13 protein-coding genes are annotated in these 15,692 nt (G+C 66.0%); 5 read left to right on the top strand and 8 right to left on the bottom strand.

The annotated features are described in order from the left end of the window. Positions 1-272: 272 nt before the first annotated feature. The 5 genes from ACIBI6_RS10285 to ACIBI6_RS10265 all read right to left on the bottom strand — a co-directional run bounded on the left by ACIBI6_RS10285 (position 273) and on the right by ACIBI6_RS10265 (position 4,388). Positions 273-1,268: a sulfate ABC transporter ATP-binding protein gene (locus ACIBI6_RS10285; RefSeq protein WP_364339204.1), complete on the bottom strand. Its 996-nt coding sequence runs from the start codon at positions 1,266-1,268 to the stop codon at positions 273-275. Further along, a complete protein-coding gene (gene cysW, locus ACIBI6_RS10280) occupies positions 1,265-2,071 on the bottom strand; it encodes a sulfate ABC transporter permease subunit CysW (RefSeq protein WP_364339202.1) in 807 nt (268 codons plus the stop codon). Before cysW ends, ACIBI6_RS10285 begins: the two co-directional genes overlap by 4 nt. Continuing rightward, entirely contained in the window at positions 2,068-2,868 is an 801-nt protein-coding gene (gene cysT / locus ACIBI6_RS10275) for a sulfate ABC transporter permease subunit CysT (protein ID WP_364339776.1), read from the bottom strand. Before cysT ends, cysW begins: the two co-directional genes overlap by 4 nt. 208 nt (positions 2,869-3,076) lie before the next feature. Then, complete coding sequence (locus ACIBI6_RS10270) at positions 3,077-4,135, bottom strand: sulfate ABC transporter substrate-binding protein (protein WP_364339200.1); 1,059 nt, start codon at positions 4,133-4,135, stop codon at positions 3,077-3,079. A gap of 163 nt (positions 4,136-4,298) precedes the next feature. Beyond that, complete coding sequence (locus ACIBI6_RS10265) at positions 4,299-4,388, bottom strand: Ms4533A family Cys-rich leader peptide (protein WP_309546086.1); 90 nt, start codon at positions 4,386-4,388, stop codon at positions 4,299-4,301. 106 nt (positions 4,389-4,494) lie between these two features. Here ACIBI6_RS10265 and ACIBI6_RS10260 point away from each other — a divergent pair, with 106 nt between their 5' ends. Continuing rightward, the gene (locus ACIBI6_RS10260) at positions 4,495-5,565 is read left to right on the top strand and encodes a M48 family metallopeptidase (RefSeq protein ID WP_396955807.1); all 1,071 of its coding nucleotides are present in this window, start codon (positions 4,495-4,497) and stop codon (positions 5,563-5,565) included. A 66-nt stretch (positions 5,566-5,631) separates the two neighbouring features. On the opposite strand, the gene ACIBI6_RS10255 is transcribed toward ACIBI6_RS10260, so the two are convergent. Further along, complete coding sequence (locus ACIBI6_RS10255; RefSeq protein ID WP_396955806.1) at positions 5,632-5,919, bottom strand: hypothetical protein; 288 nt, start codon at positions 5,917-5,919, stop codon at positions 5,632-5,634. Between the two features lie 106 nt (positions 5,920-6,025). On the opposite strand from ACIBI6_RS10255, the gene ACIBI6_RS10250 reads away from it, so the two are divergent. After that, a complete protein-coding gene (locus ACIBI6_RS10250) occupies positions 6,026-8,014 on the top strand; it encodes a glycoside hydrolase family 15 protein (RefSeq protein WP_364339192.1) in 1,989 nt (662 codons plus the stop codon). 23 nt (positions 8,015-8,037) lie between these two features. On the opposite strand, the gene ACIBI6_RS10245 is transcribed toward ACIBI6_RS10250, so the two are convergent. Together ACIBI6_RS10245 and ACIBI6_RS10240 are read right to left on the bottom strand one after the other, a co-directional pair. Further along, on the bottom strand, positions 8,038-9,837 hold the full coding sequence (locus tag ACIBI6_RS10245) for a hypothetical protein (protein ID WP_396955805.1): 1,800 nt from the start codon (positions 9,835-9,837) through the stop codon (positions 8,038-8,040). A gap of 87 nt (positions 9,838-9,924) precedes the next feature. Beyond that, positions 9,925-12,150: a hypothetical protein gene (locus ACIBI6_RS10240; RefSeq protein ID WP_396955804.1), complete on the bottom strand. Its 2,226-nt coding sequence runs from the start codon at positions 12,148-12,150 to the stop codon at positions 9,925-9,927. A 405-nt stretch (positions 12,151-12,555) separates the two neighbouring features. Between ACIBI6_RS10240 and ACIBI6_RS10235 the strand changes: the two genes are divergently transcribed. From ACIBI6_RS10235 to ACIBI6_RS10225, 3 genes are all read left to right on the top strand, one after another. After that, positions 12,556-12,942 (top strand): hypothetical protein, encoded by a 387-nt coding sequence (locus tag ACIBI6_RS10235; RefSeq protein WP_364339186.1) that lies wholly within the window; start codon positions 12,556-12,558, stop codon positions 12,940-12,942. A 67-nt stretch (positions 12,943-13,009) separates the two neighbouring features. After that, positions 13,010-13,708 carry a response regulator transcription factor gene (locus ACIBI6_RS10230; protein ID WP_396955803.1) on the top strand — a complete coding sequence of 233 codons (699 nt, stop codon included), beginning with the start codon at positions 13,010-13,012 and terminating at the stop codon, positions 13,706-13,708. 407 nt (positions 13,709-14,115) lie between these two features. Continuing rightward, positions 14,116-15,690 carry an ATP-binding protein gene (locus ACIBI6_RS10225; protein ID WP_396955802.1) on the top strand — a complete coding sequence of 525 codons (1,575 nt, stop codon included), beginning with the start codon at positions 14,116-14,118 and terminating at the stop codon, positions 15,688-15,690. Positions 15,691-15,692: the final 2 nt, after the last annotated feature.

Genomic DNA, 15,692 nt, shown 5'->3' with positions numbered 1-15,692 from the left:
CGCCCACATAAGGGCCGCGTTCGACGACCATTGCGAATGCTCACATCGGATTACGTCCCGATAATTCACCGGAACCCACTAGCATGTTTCGCATTCAGCACAATATGAGACGTGGAAACCGGAGTTCGGTTTCGACACGCCATGAATGGCCACGGATTTCACGCATGCGGAATCCGCAGCCATAAAGCGGAGTCGAATTCGCGGCGTGTGCGGCGCGCCCAGAGGCGGTAGCGGAGCGTAACCGCGGACGGCGCCGCGAATCGACAGTGCCCTTATCCCGCAGGCAGTTCCGGAATACGGGTGGCACGCGCGTACACGGTTTCCCCGTCGCTGAGCTGCAGCGCCTCGGCATCACCGCGGGTCACCTGAGCGGCGAACAGATCGCCGGTCGCCGCATTACGCAACTCGACGCGCACCTCGAAACCGAGGTGCACAACGCGTTCCACAGTGGCACGGGTGACGCCCGCCGATTCCGCAGTGCCCTCGTTCTTGGCCAGCGCCATGCTGGCATCGCGGCCGACGCGAATATCGTGCGGACGCACCAGATGTCCATTGAGCCGGGCCACCGCGCCCAGGAAGGACATGACGAATTCGTTGGCGGGCCGGTCGTAGACATCCTCCGGGCTGCCGACCTGTTCGATACGGCCCTTGTTCATCACCGCGATCCGATCGGCGACATCGAGTGCCTCCTCCTGGTCGTGAGTAACCAGCACGGTGGTCACGTGGACCTCCTCGTGCAGCCTGCGCAGCCAGGTGCGCAGATCGGCGCGCACCTTGGCATCGAGCGCGCCGAATGGCTCGTCCAGCAGCAGCACCTGCGGGTCGACCGCGAGCGCGCGAGCCAGTGCCATGCGCTGACGCTGACCGCCGGAAAGCTGGGCCGGGTAACGGTGCTGGAAGCCGTCGAGGCCGACGATGCCGAGCAATTCGTCGACGCGCTTGGCGATTTCGCCCTTGGGGCGCTTGCGGATCTTGAGGCCGAAGGCGACGTTATCGCGCACGGTCATATGTTTGAACGCGGCGTAATGCTGGAATACAAAGCCGATATCGCGCTTCTGCGGCGGCACGTGCGTGACATCGTTGCCCGCGATGGTGACGATGCCCCCGTCCAGCGACTCCAGGCCCGCGATCGAGCGCAGCAGGGTCGACTTGCCCGAACCCGACGGGCCGAGCAACGCGGTCAGCTCCCCCGACGGGATCTCGATGCTGACATCGTTCAGGGCGGCGAAGGAACCATAGTTCTTCTTCGCATTGGTCACGGTGATCACTTGGTGCCCCGCTTACGCTCGAGGAGGGTCATCAACAGGAGGACTACGAGGGCGAGGCCCATCAGCAGAGTCGCGGCGGAATAGGCGCCGAAGATGTTGTGGTCGTTGATGTATCGACCGTGTACGAGCAGAGTCAGCGTCTGCGATTTACCCGGCAGCGCCGAGGACACCATGATCACCGCGCCGAATTCACCGAGTGCACGCGCGACGGTCAACACGACACCGTAGGTCAGACCCCAGCGGATAGCGGGCAGGGTGATCCGCCAGAACGTCTGCCAGCGGGACGCGCCGAGGGTGGCCGCGGCCTGCTCCTGATCGTCGCCGATCTCGTGCAGCACCGGCTCGACCTCGCGCACCACGAACGGCAGCGTGACGAAGATCGTCGCGATCACCATGCCGGGCAGATTGAAGATCACCTTGAAACCGACGTCTTCGAGTCCGCCGAACCAGCCGTCCGCACCCCACAGCAGGATCAGCGCGACGCCCACCACGACCGGCGAGACGGCGAAGGGCAGATCCACAATGCCCTGCACCAGCGTGCGGCCCGGGAACTTGCCGCGCACCAGGGCGATCGCGGTGACTATGCCGAAGATGACATTCACCGGGACCACGATCACCACGATGAGGACCGACAGCTGGAATGCCGAGATCGCCGCGGGCGTGGAGATCGAGTCGATGAACGCGCCGATGCCCTTCTCGAAGGTGCGCCACAGAATGATGACCAGGGGTAGCACCAGCAGGACGAACAGGTAGCCGAGCGCAACCACGCGCAGCGAAATACGGGTCGGCCAGGACAGATTCATCGCGCCTCCTGCTCTTTGCGCGCCGTACGCTCGGCCCACAGCCGCAGTACCAGCAGGGTCGCGAACGAGATGACCAGCAGTGCGACCGAGACCGCAGCCGCATTCACCGGCCGGTCGATCTCGATCTGCTTCTGGATGTACTGCGAGGCCATTTCGGTCTTGCGTGGAATGGCGCCGCCGATCAGCACCACCGAACCGTATTCGCCGATGGCGCGGGCGAAGGCAAGGCCGCCGCCGCTGATGATGGCGGGGGCCAGGGTCGGCAAGACGACGCGGCGGAAGGTGGTCCAGCTGTCCGCACCGAGAGACAGCGCGGCCTGCTCGACCTCCCGGTCCGCCTCGATGAGCACCGGCTGCACCGAGCGGACCACGAACGGAAGCGTGACGAAGGCCAGTGCCACCACGAGGCCGGGCTGGGTGGCGTTGAGGTGGATATCAATCGGACTCTGCGGCCCGTAGAGCGACAGCAGCACGATGCTCGCGACGATCGTCGGTAGCGCGAACGGAAGGTCGATGAGCGCGTTGACGATGCTCTTGCCCGGGAACTCGTCGCGGACCAGCACCCAGGCGATCAGCGTGCCCATCACGACATTGATGATCGCCACCACCACGGAGACGAGCACCGTGATGCGCAGCGAGTCGATGGCCGCAGGTGCGGTGATCGCATCCCAGAACCCGGACCAGCCGTCATCGAATGAGGTGACGGTCAGCGCGGCCAGCGGTAGCAGCACGATGATGCTGAGCCAGAGCACCGCGGTGGCGATGCCGAGCGGACCCACCGAACCGGTTACCCGCAGCCACGACCAGTTCCGGCCTGCTGCCTTGGGTGTGGCGTCTTCGGAGCCGCCGGGAGCGGGCGCATGCCCGATCCCGGCGCTGCTGCTGTCAGTCACGATCGTCCAGTATCCTGCTTCGATTTGCGGTGTGCGCGGGGCCCTTCGTGGTTATGCGAGCTGCTTACTCCGGGCCCGTCGCACACACCGCAGGGTGTTTCGGATCACCGAATTACTTGGTGGCCTTGTCGTAGATGACCGCGACGGAGCCGGTGTTCGGGGTGAACAGGTCCTTGTCGACGGTCTTCCAGCCACCGAGATCGGCGATGGTCCACAGCTTCTGCGGAGTCGGGAAGTCCTTGGCGTAGTCGGCGGCCACCTTCGGGTCGACCGGGCGGAATCCCGCCGAGGCCCAAGCCTTTTGGCCCTCGGTGGTGAACAGGAAGTCGCGGAAGGCGTTCGCCGTGTCCAGATGCTTGCTGTTCTTCAGTACCGCGACCGGGTTCTCGATCTTGAAGGTGGTCGGCGGCACGATGTGCTCGATCGGATCGCCATTGCGCTCGGAGAAGATCGCCTCGTTCTCGTAGCTCAGCAGCACGTCACCGGTGCCCTGCAGGAAGGTCTCGGTGGCCTCACGGCCCGACTTCGGCTGCACCTGCACATGCTCCTTGGAGATGAGCTGGCTCAGGTAATCCAGACCCGCCTGCGGGTTCTTGCCGCCGTCGCTCTTGGCCGCGTACGGCGCGAGCAGATTCCACTTGGCCGAACCCGAGCTGAACGGGTTCGGGGTGACGACCTGGACGCCTGGCTTCAGCAGATCGTCCCAGTCCTTGATGCCCTTCGGATTGCCCTTGCGCACCACGATCGCGACGACCGAGCCGAACGGAATTCCCTTGGTAGCGTCGGCATTCCAGCTCGGGTCGACCAGACCGGCGTCGACCAGGCGGGTGATATCGGGCTCGACCGAGAAGTTGACGATATCGGCCTCGGCGCCGTCCTTGACCTTGCGGGACTGATCGCCCGACGCGCCGTAGGAGCCGTTGATCTGGACGCCCTTGCCCTTATCGGTCTTGTTGAACTCGGGGACGACCTTGTCGAAACCAGGCTTCGGGACGGCGTAGGCGTACAGGTTGAGGGTGCCGCCGCTACCGTCGGCGCCACCGCCGCCGACGGTGTCACTCGCTCCACCACCGCAGGCGGCGAGCACAACGGCGGCGACGGCCGTTAGTGCCGCGATCACCGGGCGACGGTGCGATCGGGACGATCCGAGGAGCAAGGACCTGGGTGACATGGGTGGAACCTTTCCTATGCGCTCCGCCACGACATGGACTAGTTGTCGCGGCGGTAGAACTGCGGCGCGACTTGTCGACCGAAGGTCGGGGTACGGACACTGCTGCGAAAAGTTTGCGCGCCAGTCTAGAGAAAGATGGGTGCGCAGCAGCGCCCGGAGCCGATCAGCGACAGAGAATGTCCGCGACCGCGAGGTTGCCGACAGCGATCAACGCCAGTTCATGGCGGACCTGCGGGACGGCACTCGAAGACACGGGCAGACTGTAGCAGAGGAAACGTCACCAGTTCGAATCAACGCTAGCTATCCGCTTGCAGGCGGCAAAAACCGACAAAGTTCCTGGAAGAGGGGGGTTTCATCCCATGACTACCAGCCCGGACCGCGTACGCACCCGGTTCCCCGATATCAGCACTCGGGCATGGGAGCATCCCGCCGACCGCACCGCGTTGGTGACGCTGCGCTCGCTCGCCGGGTTCGACACCGTTTTACGAACCTTGTCCGGATTGCTGCAGGAACGCCAGCACCGGCTGCTGTACCTCGCGACCGCGGTCCGGGTGGACGAACGCCAGTTCCGTTCGCTGCACCAGTTGCGTCAGGACTGTGTGGAGGTACTGGACGCGCGCACCACACCCGAGATGTTCGTGCTGCAGAGCCCGCATGTGAACGCCTTCACGATCGGCATGGACCAGCCGTTCATCGTGCTGACGACCGGGCTGATCGATCTGATGGACACCGAGGAGCTGCGCTTCGTCGTCGGTCACGAAATCGGGCACGCGCTGTCCGGACATGCGGTGTACCGCACCATGCTCATGCATCTGCTGCGCATTTCGGCCAATCTGGGCTGGGTGCCGGTGGGTGGCTGGGCACTGCGCGCGATCGTTGCCGCACTGATGGAGTGGAGCCGCAAGTCCGAGTTGTCCGGCGATCGGGCCGGGCTGCTGTGTGGTCAGGATGTCGAGGCGTCGGTGCGGGTGCACATGAAGACCGCGGGCGGCACCTGGATCAAGGAGATGAACCACGGCGCGTTCCTGCAACAGGCCGATGACTACGAGCGCTCCGGCGATCTGCGCGACGGTGTGCTGAAGCTGCTCAATCTGGAACTGCAGAGTCATCCGTTCTCGGTGCTGCGGGCGGCCGAGCTGCGCCGCTGGATCCAATCCGGCGAATACAACCGCGTGCTCGGCGGCGATTACCCGCGCCGCGAACACGATAAGAACACCAGGATCAGCGATGAGATCAAGGAGGCCGCACGCATCTACCGGCAGAACTTCGACCAGTCGGAGGATCCGCTGATCCGCACCGTACGAAATCTCGGGCGTGATGTCGGATCGGCGGTGAGCACGGTCGGTCAGGAGGTCGGCGAAACCGTCTCCAAGATCGGCAAGCGGTTCAACGACTGGCGCACCGGTGCGGACCGGGACGCTAACGAGTAATAAGCCAGGCGATAACCACGAGCACGAGCAGGGCGATCAAGGCGAGCTGAACACGGGAACGCGGCATCAACGCGCCCCGCTCTGCGCGGTCTCGCGCACGGCAACCGGCGGCGCGATCGGCTCGGGCATGAGGACGGGCTCGGTGCCCACGACATCCTGCGCGGTGAGTGCCGTCGAGGCCGTGGGATTACGGCCGAGCAGTTGCAGCGAGATCCGCAGCAGTCGGTCCAGCAGGTAGGCGATGGCGAAGCTGACCGGAACCATGCCGACCAACACCACGACGAACTGCGGGATAAACGGCAATCCCGCGACCCACAGTTCGAAGCCGTCCCACCACCCTGCGATCTGATGCACGGCACCAGCCTAGCCGTGTTGAATTTGCCGCGCCGTCGGCACCGCGTGGTGGTCGGGTTTCGGCGCGCGCGGTGGACGATACGGGCAGACGGACCGAAGATAAGGTATGGCGTCTTCCGATGATCTGACCGTCGACGAACCTGCCGACCTGCCTGTGCTCAGTCAGTTGACCGAGGTGCGCCAGCACGCCACCTATCCGCCGATCGACGATTACGCATTCCTGTCCGACTGTGAGACCAGCTGTCTGATCGCCAGCAATGGCGGCGTCGAGTGGATGTGTGTGCCACGACCCGATTCGCCGAGCATCTTCGGCGCGATGCTCGATCGCAGCGCCGGACATTTCCGGATCGGCCCGTATGGGGTAAATGTGCCCGCATCGCGGCGGTATCTGCCCGGCGGCATGATCCTGGAAACCACCTGGCAGACCGAGACCGGCTGGCTGATCGTGCGGGACGCACTGGTGCTCGGCCCATGGCACAACAATGAGCAGCGCAGCAAGACCCATCGCCGCACGCCAATGGATTGGGATGCCGAGCACGTCCTGCTGCGCACGGTGAAGTGCGTGAACGGCACGGTCGAGCTGGAGATGAGCTGCGAACCCGCCTTCGACTACCACCGCGCCCCGGCCCGCTGGGAGTACACCGGCAAGGTGTACGAGGAGGCCACCGCGGTGCGCACCACCGATCCGAGTGCGGGCCCGACATTGGTGCTGACCACCGACCTGCGGCTCGGACTCGAGGGCCGCGAGGCCCGCGCCAGGACCAGGATGAAGGAGGGCGACGAGGTGTTCGTCGCGCTGACCTGGTCGGAGTTGCCCGCACCGCGCACCTTCGAAGAGGCGGCGCAGAAGATGTGGCAGACCACCGAATGCTGGCGGCAGTGGATCACCCTCGGCGATTTCCCGGATCATCCGTGGCGCAACTACTTGCAGCGCAGCGCACTGACGCTCAAGGGACTCACCTACGCGCCGACCGGTGCGCTGATGGCCGCGGCAACCACCTCACTGCCCGAAACCCCTGGCGGCCAACGCAATTGGGACTACCGCTATACCTGGGTGCGTGATTCCAGTTTCGCGCTGTGGGGTCTGTACACACTCGGTCTGGACCGCGAGGCCAACGACTTCTTCGCCTTCCTGAGGGACGCCACCACCGGTGACAACGGCGAACCCGTTCCGCTGCAGGTGCTCTACGGTATCGGCGGCGAACGCGACCTCACCGAGACCACCCTCGACAACCTGACCGGCTACGACGGCGCCAAACCCGTGCGCATCGGCAACGGAGCGTACAACCAGGACCAGCACGATATCTGGGGCACCATGCTCGATGCGGTGTACCTGCACGTGAAATCCCGCCAACACGTGCCGGAGTCGCTGTGGCCACTGTTGGAGCGCCAGGTCGAGGCAACCATCGCGCGCTGGCGGGAGCCCGACCGCGGCATCTGGGAGGTGCGCGGTGAGCCACAGCATTTCACCTCGTCGAAGGTGATGTGCTGGGTGGCACTGGACCGCGGCGCGAAGCTGGCCGAACTGCACGGCGAATACGAGCGGGCCACCGAGTGGTACACCATCGCCGACCAGATCAAGGCCGATATCCTCACCAACGGCGTGAATGCCGACGGTGTCTTCACCCAGACTTACGGTGGCGACACCCTGGACGCGTCACTGCTGCTGGTGGTGCTGAACCGCTTCCTGCCGCCCACCGACCATCGGGTGCGCGCCACCGTGCTCTCGATCGCCGACCGGCTCACCGAGAACGGTCTGGTGCTGCGCTACCGGACCGAGACCACCGATGACGGATTGACCGGCGCGGAGGGCACCTTCACGATCTGCTCGTTCTGGTTGGTCTCCGCACTGGTGGAAATCGGCGAAGTACAGCGGGCCCGACATCTGTGCGAGCGGCTGCTCGGCTATGCGAGTCCGTTGCGGCTCTACGCCGAGGAAATCGATTCGCGCAGTGGGCGTCATCTCGGCAACTTCCCGCAGGCATTCACCCATCTGGCGCTGATCAATGCGGTAACGCACGTGATCAGGGCCGAGCAGTCACACCACTCCGGCGGGTTCCAGCCAGCGCACACACCGGCGAGCATTCCGACCTGAGGCCGTGAAGCGTACGATCTTGCCTACGCGGCCGCGCTGACCCCATCGACCTCGGCGCGCAGCCCCCGCAGCCTGGCGAGTTGCACATCGAGGTCGGCGATGCGCTCCTCGCGGTGGTCGCCGTATTTGCCGTAGGCCACCTCCGCGACGCGCAAACGTTCGTCGGCGGTGCGGAGTACGTCGGTGGCGATATCGGTGAAGTGATCACGCAGGGAGCGTTGCATGGCGCGCAACCGGTTTCGCGATTCCTTGCCGACCTGGAAGATCACATCGTCCATCAGTCTGGCCACCGAAACCCTGGCCTCGGCCTGACGGCGCTGCTTGCGCGCCTTGCGGTCGTCCCACAGGGCGTTGGCGCCGAGCAGCAGGGCGGCGGCGGCCGAGTACCAGTTCACCAGTGGCATTTTCAGGAGGCTGGTAAGTACACCGACCATCAGCAGGCCACCGTAGGACCCGCGCATGACGGTCAGGAATTGGCCGAGCACACCGGCTTTCCCGCTGATCAGCGGATCCAGCGGCGCGACTTGGTCGAGCACTTCACCGGGATTTTCCAGGCGTAGGTCCGGTAGCGGCGGGGTGCGGTGATCGGCGGGGAATTTGGCCGCAACCTGTTCGGACAGCTCAACCGCCCGGTAGTGCGCCACCACGAAATTCTCTTCGACGGCCTCGCAGATGCGCGCGTCCAGATCCGCGCCGAAATCCTGCCAGCCGCGGGCCGGATCGGTCTGGGCGATCTCGGCCTCGGCATCGCGCACCAGACTGCGCAGCCGGTGCCGCAAATCGTGTTCGATATCGGCCATCAGCTCGGTGCTGCCGTCACCGAGGGTGACCTGCCAGTTGGCCGAACGCTGTCGCAGCTGATCGGCCCGGTCGCGGGCGGCGACCAGTTGTTCGGTGATTTCCACCTGGCGGCGCGGATCGCGCAGCGCCTCGGCCTCGGTCCGCAGGGTCACGGCCAAGTGGTCGGCGACCAACCGGATGTCGTTGGCCGCGGCTTCCAGCACCAGGCTGTCTGCCCGTGCCAGCACGTAGTCGCGCAGGTGGTCGACCAGTTGGGGCACGCCGGACTCCATATCGCGCTGATAATCGCCCGCCTGCAGATGCAGCAGCGCGGACACCGGTGCCACCGCGAAGCCGAGACCGGCCGCGTCCAATAGCTCGCGATTGCGTTGCTGGGTGTGCTGCCAATGCGGGTGCAGGTCGATCTTGTTCAGCGCGCAGATGACCGTCGGACAGAGCTGCTGGATGCGCCCGAGGTAACCGATCTGTTCCGCGCTGAATTCGATTCCGGCGTCACCGACGTAGAGCACCGCATCCGCGGCGGCGATCATCGACCAGGTGGTGTGGTCGTCGCCGTTGGAACCCGGTGCATCCATCAGGACGAGGCCCTCGGCCAGCAGGGGGCTCGGCTCGGTGAATTCGGCGCGGATCACCCCGTCGGCGGCCAGCGCAGGCCCGGGGTCCAGCGGATCGACAGCCTGACGTTCGATCTGGCCCGCGCCCAGCGATTTCACCAGCACGGCGCTCGGCTCCGGTCCGAACTCCACGATCACCGGCACACTCATCGCACTCTCGGTGGCGCTCACCCGCGCCCCGATCAGACCGTTGACCAGGGTGCTCATACCGTTCTTCGCGGCACCTACGACCACCAGGCGCAGCCGTGTGTCACCGACCCGGGCCCGGACCATACTCAGTCGGCCACCCAGGTCTTGCCGGCCCGCGGAGCGAGTCATCTCCTGCAGTTGATCGAGGATTCCGATGACCGGCGCCATCGCCTCCGGATGTTTCACCGTGGCGGCCTCCAGCCCGGCTGCGGCAGACAACCGCTCCTCCTAACTGTCGTGCGGATATCGCGTTCGACGATGACATGCGCCAGCGCGACGGGTGCGCGCGACCCCCAATGCGGCTTCCTAGATCAGGGTGATATCCAAGCCCGGCACGAGGTGGTGGCCGTCGTCGACACCCGGATCAGGCAGCAGCGGGGTGGACAGCCCGGCGGCCATGAGGCTCAGCGCCGCATGATCGGGCTCGTATACCGGGTGCGCGAAATCGGCCGGATCGCTGATTTCGGCGGCGATCGGGTGCGTCGGCGGCTTGATCGGGGTGACCGGGGCGGGCATCGTCGGCGCGGGCACGTGCGGCTGCTGAGTCGGGATCGGCGCCGGGGAGTTCGCGGTCGGGATATCGATATCCGGGGTCGGTGCGACCGTCGGTGCGGAGTGGGTGACCGTCGGCACCGAGACGGTCGGGACATCCACGGTCGGGTCGTCGACTTCCGGCTGGGTGGTGTGTGTATTCGGGATGGAGTTGCCGCCGTTGACGGTGCTCGGAGTGGTCCCGCCGTTGTGGCCGGTGCTGGTTCCACCACCGTTGCCGGTGCTCGGGAGCGTCACATCGTCGTCGTCCGGTGTCGGCGGCGTAGCGGTGTGGGTCGGTGCCTGCGTGGTGGGGGCCTGTGTGGTCGGCGCGTGGGTGGCGGTCGGGATCTTCGTCGTCCCGCTGATATCCGGATCCGGAACTGTGGTGTGGCCGGGCCTGGTGCTGCCCGTATCGGGCGCCTTGGTCGGATGCCCGGTGGTGTTGTCGGCGGGGATCGGCACCGTCTTGGTGACAGTGGTCGGGATGCTGGTCACCGGCGTGGTGGTCGAATGCGAATCATCGACCACGACCGGATGCTTCGCCGGAACCGGCCGCGGCTCGAATAGCGCGGGCACCGTCGCGGCGGGTGCGGTCAGCGGCGACGGCCCCTGCGGCGCGACAAGGACATTGGCGACCGGGGTGCTCGCCACATCCGGCTGAATCGTGGTCTGCAGCGGGGTGGCCGCGACCGGCGCTGCCACCGCCGCGGGCGCGACGACCGCGGGGGCCACCGCCGCGGGCGCGACGGCCGGTGCGATCGGGGCGGGCAGCGGCGCCGCGAACGGCTGCACAGGCTGCACCGCGACGGGCTGCACGGCCGAGTACGGGGATCCGCCCACAGGCTGGGCGCCGACCGGGTTGACCGTGCCATGCGTGCCGGAATTGTCGAGTCCGGAACGTCCGGTGGTGCCGGGGGTTTGGCCGAGCCAATCGGAGAACCTGTCGATATTGTCACCGACTCGGCCCGCGCCCACCTCGATCTTCAGCGCGCCGTCGACCTCGACCTTGGACTGCGTGGCCAGGTACATCCCGTTCGGGCCGACGCTGAAGTCGACTTCGAGCTCGGTATGCACGCTGAACGCGGCCTCTGCATTGATGAATACGCCGACGGCATCCGGATTACCGACACCGTGGAACATATCGGCGCCGTGGAAGGCGTCATTGCCGTGGTACGCGTCGTCACCGTGGAACAGCGCACCACTGCCCCCGGTCGCGCCGCTGTGGAACATGTTTCCGCCGTAGAACGGAACGTTGCTCGCGACCGCATCGCCGTCGTCGGCGCTTTCGGCATCGCTGCTCACCGACTCGCTGATCGCCGTGTTGTGGGCCGTCGCCGACGTCGGAACACGGGGCAGGGTAAAGGGATTCGAACCCGGAGCGAGGAAGCTGTTCGGGTCGGGGAGGTGGAAACCATGGTCGCCCTGACCGAGGTCGAATCCGGGCAGTTTGCCGAAGCCGCCGGGCACGTGTCCGGTACCGAGATCGAGCCCGGACTGCGGTGAATCGCTGTGCAGATCGAGTCCGGACCGTTCGCTTTCGGTTCCGAGACCGAGTCCGGGCTGATAACTGTTGCCGTACCCGGTGTTCTGCCACGGCTGTACTGAATGCTGCTGCGGCACAGGCCCGATGTACACGCCGGAATTGGGCACATTCGGGATGGTGAACGGCGCGTTGACGCTGACATCGCGCGGGGTGGGCGTCGACGAATGCACTGGCGCGGACGGTGTCGAATTCGGGTCCGGATCCGGGAAGGTGACCACCGGACTCGGCGCGCCAGCATCGGGGTCGCGGGTGTAGGCCGAAGTCCAACTGTCGAGCCGTTGCCCGCCGGGATGGACAGGTGCGGGACCGCCATTGGTGGCGACCAGCGCGCCGCCGGTGACGTACGCGCCCGCCCGCGCTACCCGCGCGACGCCGGTGGCAACGCGATAGGCGGTATCGCCCGCACGATCGTCAGCTTCGGTGGCATCGCTGTCGAAGGGCAGGTCACTCGTCATGCAAGCTCCACTCTCAGGTTTCCAGCATCCTCACCACGCCGGGCAGACCGAGTGAAGATCACCTAACGATATTCCGGAAAACCCAACTGTCACATTCTGCAGGTCCGCAGAGCGTACGACTGTGACGAGCAACATAACCTTGCCATTGCGGAAACCAGAACGGAAGCCCTGTTTCTGCGGGCATCACGAACGGGGGCAGGTATCACCATCGGACCTGCTCGAGCGCTCCGGGCCCACGGCCCGAAACCGTGTCGACGAGACTAACTCGGCGGCGGCCAGGCGTACAGCCCGAAGTTCGATGCGCCGCAAGAGATCTCTAATGATTGCTCAAGAGATGGTGAAGTTCGGCTCTCTAGCGTCGGTCTCGCCGGGACAACCCGGTATCGACGCGAAGGAGATCGCATCATGACCGCACCTTTCGGACGCGGCCGAGCCCGTATTCTCACCATCGTCACCGGTACCGCATTCGCCGCCACCGCGGCCGCGCTGGTCGCGGGTACCGCCTCGGCCCGGCCGCCGCTGCCTGCGCCGGGCGGCCCGAGCGTGACGTGTGTGCTGGACGGTCCGGGCGATACACATGTCCTGATCCAGCGCAGGCCGGGTCAGGAACTCGCCGTTCCGGCCACACCGCTGCCGCCGGGTGCCGCGCTGCCCGACTGCCCGGATATCGATCCATCCGGACCGGTCATCGTCGGACCCGGTGGTCCGCAGGTGATGATCGAACCTGGCGGGCCCGGCGTCGTGCATGTCCATCCCGCGCATCCGGCTCATACCGGCAGCAGCGGCAGCTGACCGAGCAACGGTTCTATCGTGACCCCATGACGGAAGCGTCGGGCAGCGATTGGGCGAGGGGTGACGGGTGACGGGTGGACAGCGCATCTTGGTCGTGGACGATGAGGTTCGAGTTCTCGCGTCGCTGCGGCGCGGACTCGAACTCTCGGACTTCGAAGTGGTCACCGCGGGGGACGGTGCCGAGGCGCTGTCGATGGTCCACAGCGCCGAACCGGACGCCATGGTGCTCGATGTGAATATGCCGAATCTCGATGGGGCCGGCGTGGTTACGGCATTGCGCGCGATGGGCAACGACATTCCGATCTGCGTGCTCAGTGCGCGAACCGCGGTCAGCGATCGCATCGCGGCTCTGGAGCGCGGTGCCGACGATTACCTGACCAAACCTTTCGACCTCGGTGAACTGGTTGCCCGGCTGCATGCGCTGTTGCGCCGTCGGCCCGCGACGATCCGGCCGCACGGCAACGATCAACGCCACGTCGGACAGGTGCGGGTCGATCGGGCCGGACATCGGGTCTTCGCGAGCGGACAGCAGGTGGAGCTGACCAAACGGGAATTCGAGGTGCTCGCACTGCTGGCCGAGAACATCGGCATCGTCCTCAGCCGCGAGCAGATCCTTTCCGCTGTCTGGGGTTACGACTTCACCACCGACACCAATGTGGTGGATGTGTTCGTCTCGTATCTGCGACGGAAGTTGGAGGCGCACGGTGCGGCGCGAGTGATCCACACCGTGCGCGGAGTGGGTTTTGTACTGCGGGAGGAAGCGTGAGCGAGGGTCGGAGCCAGCGCTGGGCATCGCGAAAACGGCGGTCGTGGTGAATGACTGCCGAGGGAAAGCGCGTCCTCGCGCACGGCGGAATCGACCGCTGATGAAGTGGGAGCCATGCGTGAGCTTCAGCTAGGTGAACCAACGTCGCAGTGCGCCCTCACGCACAGCGAAGCCCAACATCGACGAGCCGGAGCCATGAATGAGCCTCGGCAAGAGCACCCAACAACACCGTGCACCCTCGCACACAGCGAAGCCCAACATCGACGAGCCGGAGCCATGAATGAGCTCCGGCGAGAGCACCCAACGACACGGTGCGCCTTGGCGCACAGCGGAATCGAGCGGCAACGAAGTGGAGTTATGAACGAGTACGCATCCCCGTGTGGAGCCGGACGGTGAGGGCGACGACGGTGTCATTATCGTTGCGCGCCCGGGTCGCACTGGTATCGGGCGTCGTGGCCGCGCTGGTGGCGGTCACGCTCGGCATCGCCTACACCGCCCTGCTCGACGCCACCGGATCTCGACAGTTCAACGAGACCGTGTCGACGATGGGCGTCGCGGTCGTGCAACGGTTCGATGTGCCACCGCACGCGGGGATTCCGGCACTTCCGCCACTTCCGCCGCCGCCACTGCCGGGACCCGCGGTGTCCGGGCCGGTGCTCGTCGGTCCCGACGGCGTCCGCACCACCGTGGCGGGTGCGCCCGGATTGGTGGTGCGGCTCGATCCCGATCGCGCACTGGTTGATTCGGCCATCCGCCGCAGCCAGCTGATCGGCGTCGGGATCGGCATCGCCGGCGTGCTGCTCGCCGCAGTGCTCGGCTGGTTCCTGGCCGGTTACGCCGCGCGGCCACTGCGCAGACTGGCCGCCGCGACGCACGGCATCGATACCCTCGAACAGCTCCCGCCGCTGAGCGGCCGCGGAGCCCGTGAGGCGGAGGAACTTTCCGACGCGATCACCCGCATGCTCGCACGACTGGAGGCGGCACACGGTGCCACCAACCGCGCACTCGCCAGTGCCAGGGACTTCGCCGCGGTCTGCGCTCATGAGTTGCGCACACCGCTCACCGCGATGCGCACCGACCTGGAAGTCCTGGCCACCAAGAAATTACCCGCCGACCAGCAGCGCGCGGTACTCGCCGATGTCCTGCTCGCCGAACGCCAGATCGAGAACACCCTGACCGATCTGGAACAACTCGCCGTCGGCGAACTCACCGAATCCGACGCCTTCGAACCCTTCGAACTCTGCGAAACCCTGGACCGCGCAGTGCAAGACGCCCGCCGCCGACACCCCGAAGTCCGCATCGATCTCACCGAATGCACCCCGACAACGCTGACCGGCCTACCAGGCGGACTGATGCTGATCGTCACCAATGCGGTCGCCAACGCCGTCCAGCACGGTCACGCGCGCACCATCACGATCGCCGCCCGTCGCTGCAATCCGAGCACCACCGCGACGAACCCAACCGATCCGCGCGTGGCTGGTCCAGGCCCCGCTGGCGTGAGCACCGCCGCTGCGAACACCCCGAATCCGAGCGTGGCCGTCGCAACCCCTACCGATTCAAGCTCTGACTGTCCGAGCACCGCAGGTACAACCCCTGCCGAAGCGAACCCGGCTGATCCGAGCATGGCCGGTCCAACCCCCACCGAGCCGAACACCGCCGGTACAAGCCCGGCTGAGGTGAACGCCGCGGATCCGAACGCCTATGTGCCCCCGGCCAATTCGAATGCACTCCACCACAACGTCGCCGACGCAACCTTGGGAGTCGAGATCATCATCGACGACGACGGCACCGGCATCCCCGAAACCCTGCGCCGCACCGCCTTCGACCGCTTCGTCAAAGGTCCCGGCTCGCCCGGCTCCGGCCTCGGCCTGGCCCTGGTCCGCCAGCAAGCCGAACTCCACTCCGGCACAGCAGAACTCGGCCCCAGCCCGTTAGGCGGCGTTCGCTTGCACGTGCGGATCGCGCTCCCGCGACCAAGCTGAAG

The sequence above is a fragment of the Nocardia sp. NPDC050412 genome (assembly GCF_044458825.1).
GTDB lineage: Bacteria > Actinomycetota > Actinomycetes > Mycobacteriales > Mycobacteriaceae > Nocardia.
Note: the sequence above shows the minus strand (reverse complement) of the source record. Positions and strands in the feature narration are given on the sequence as shown.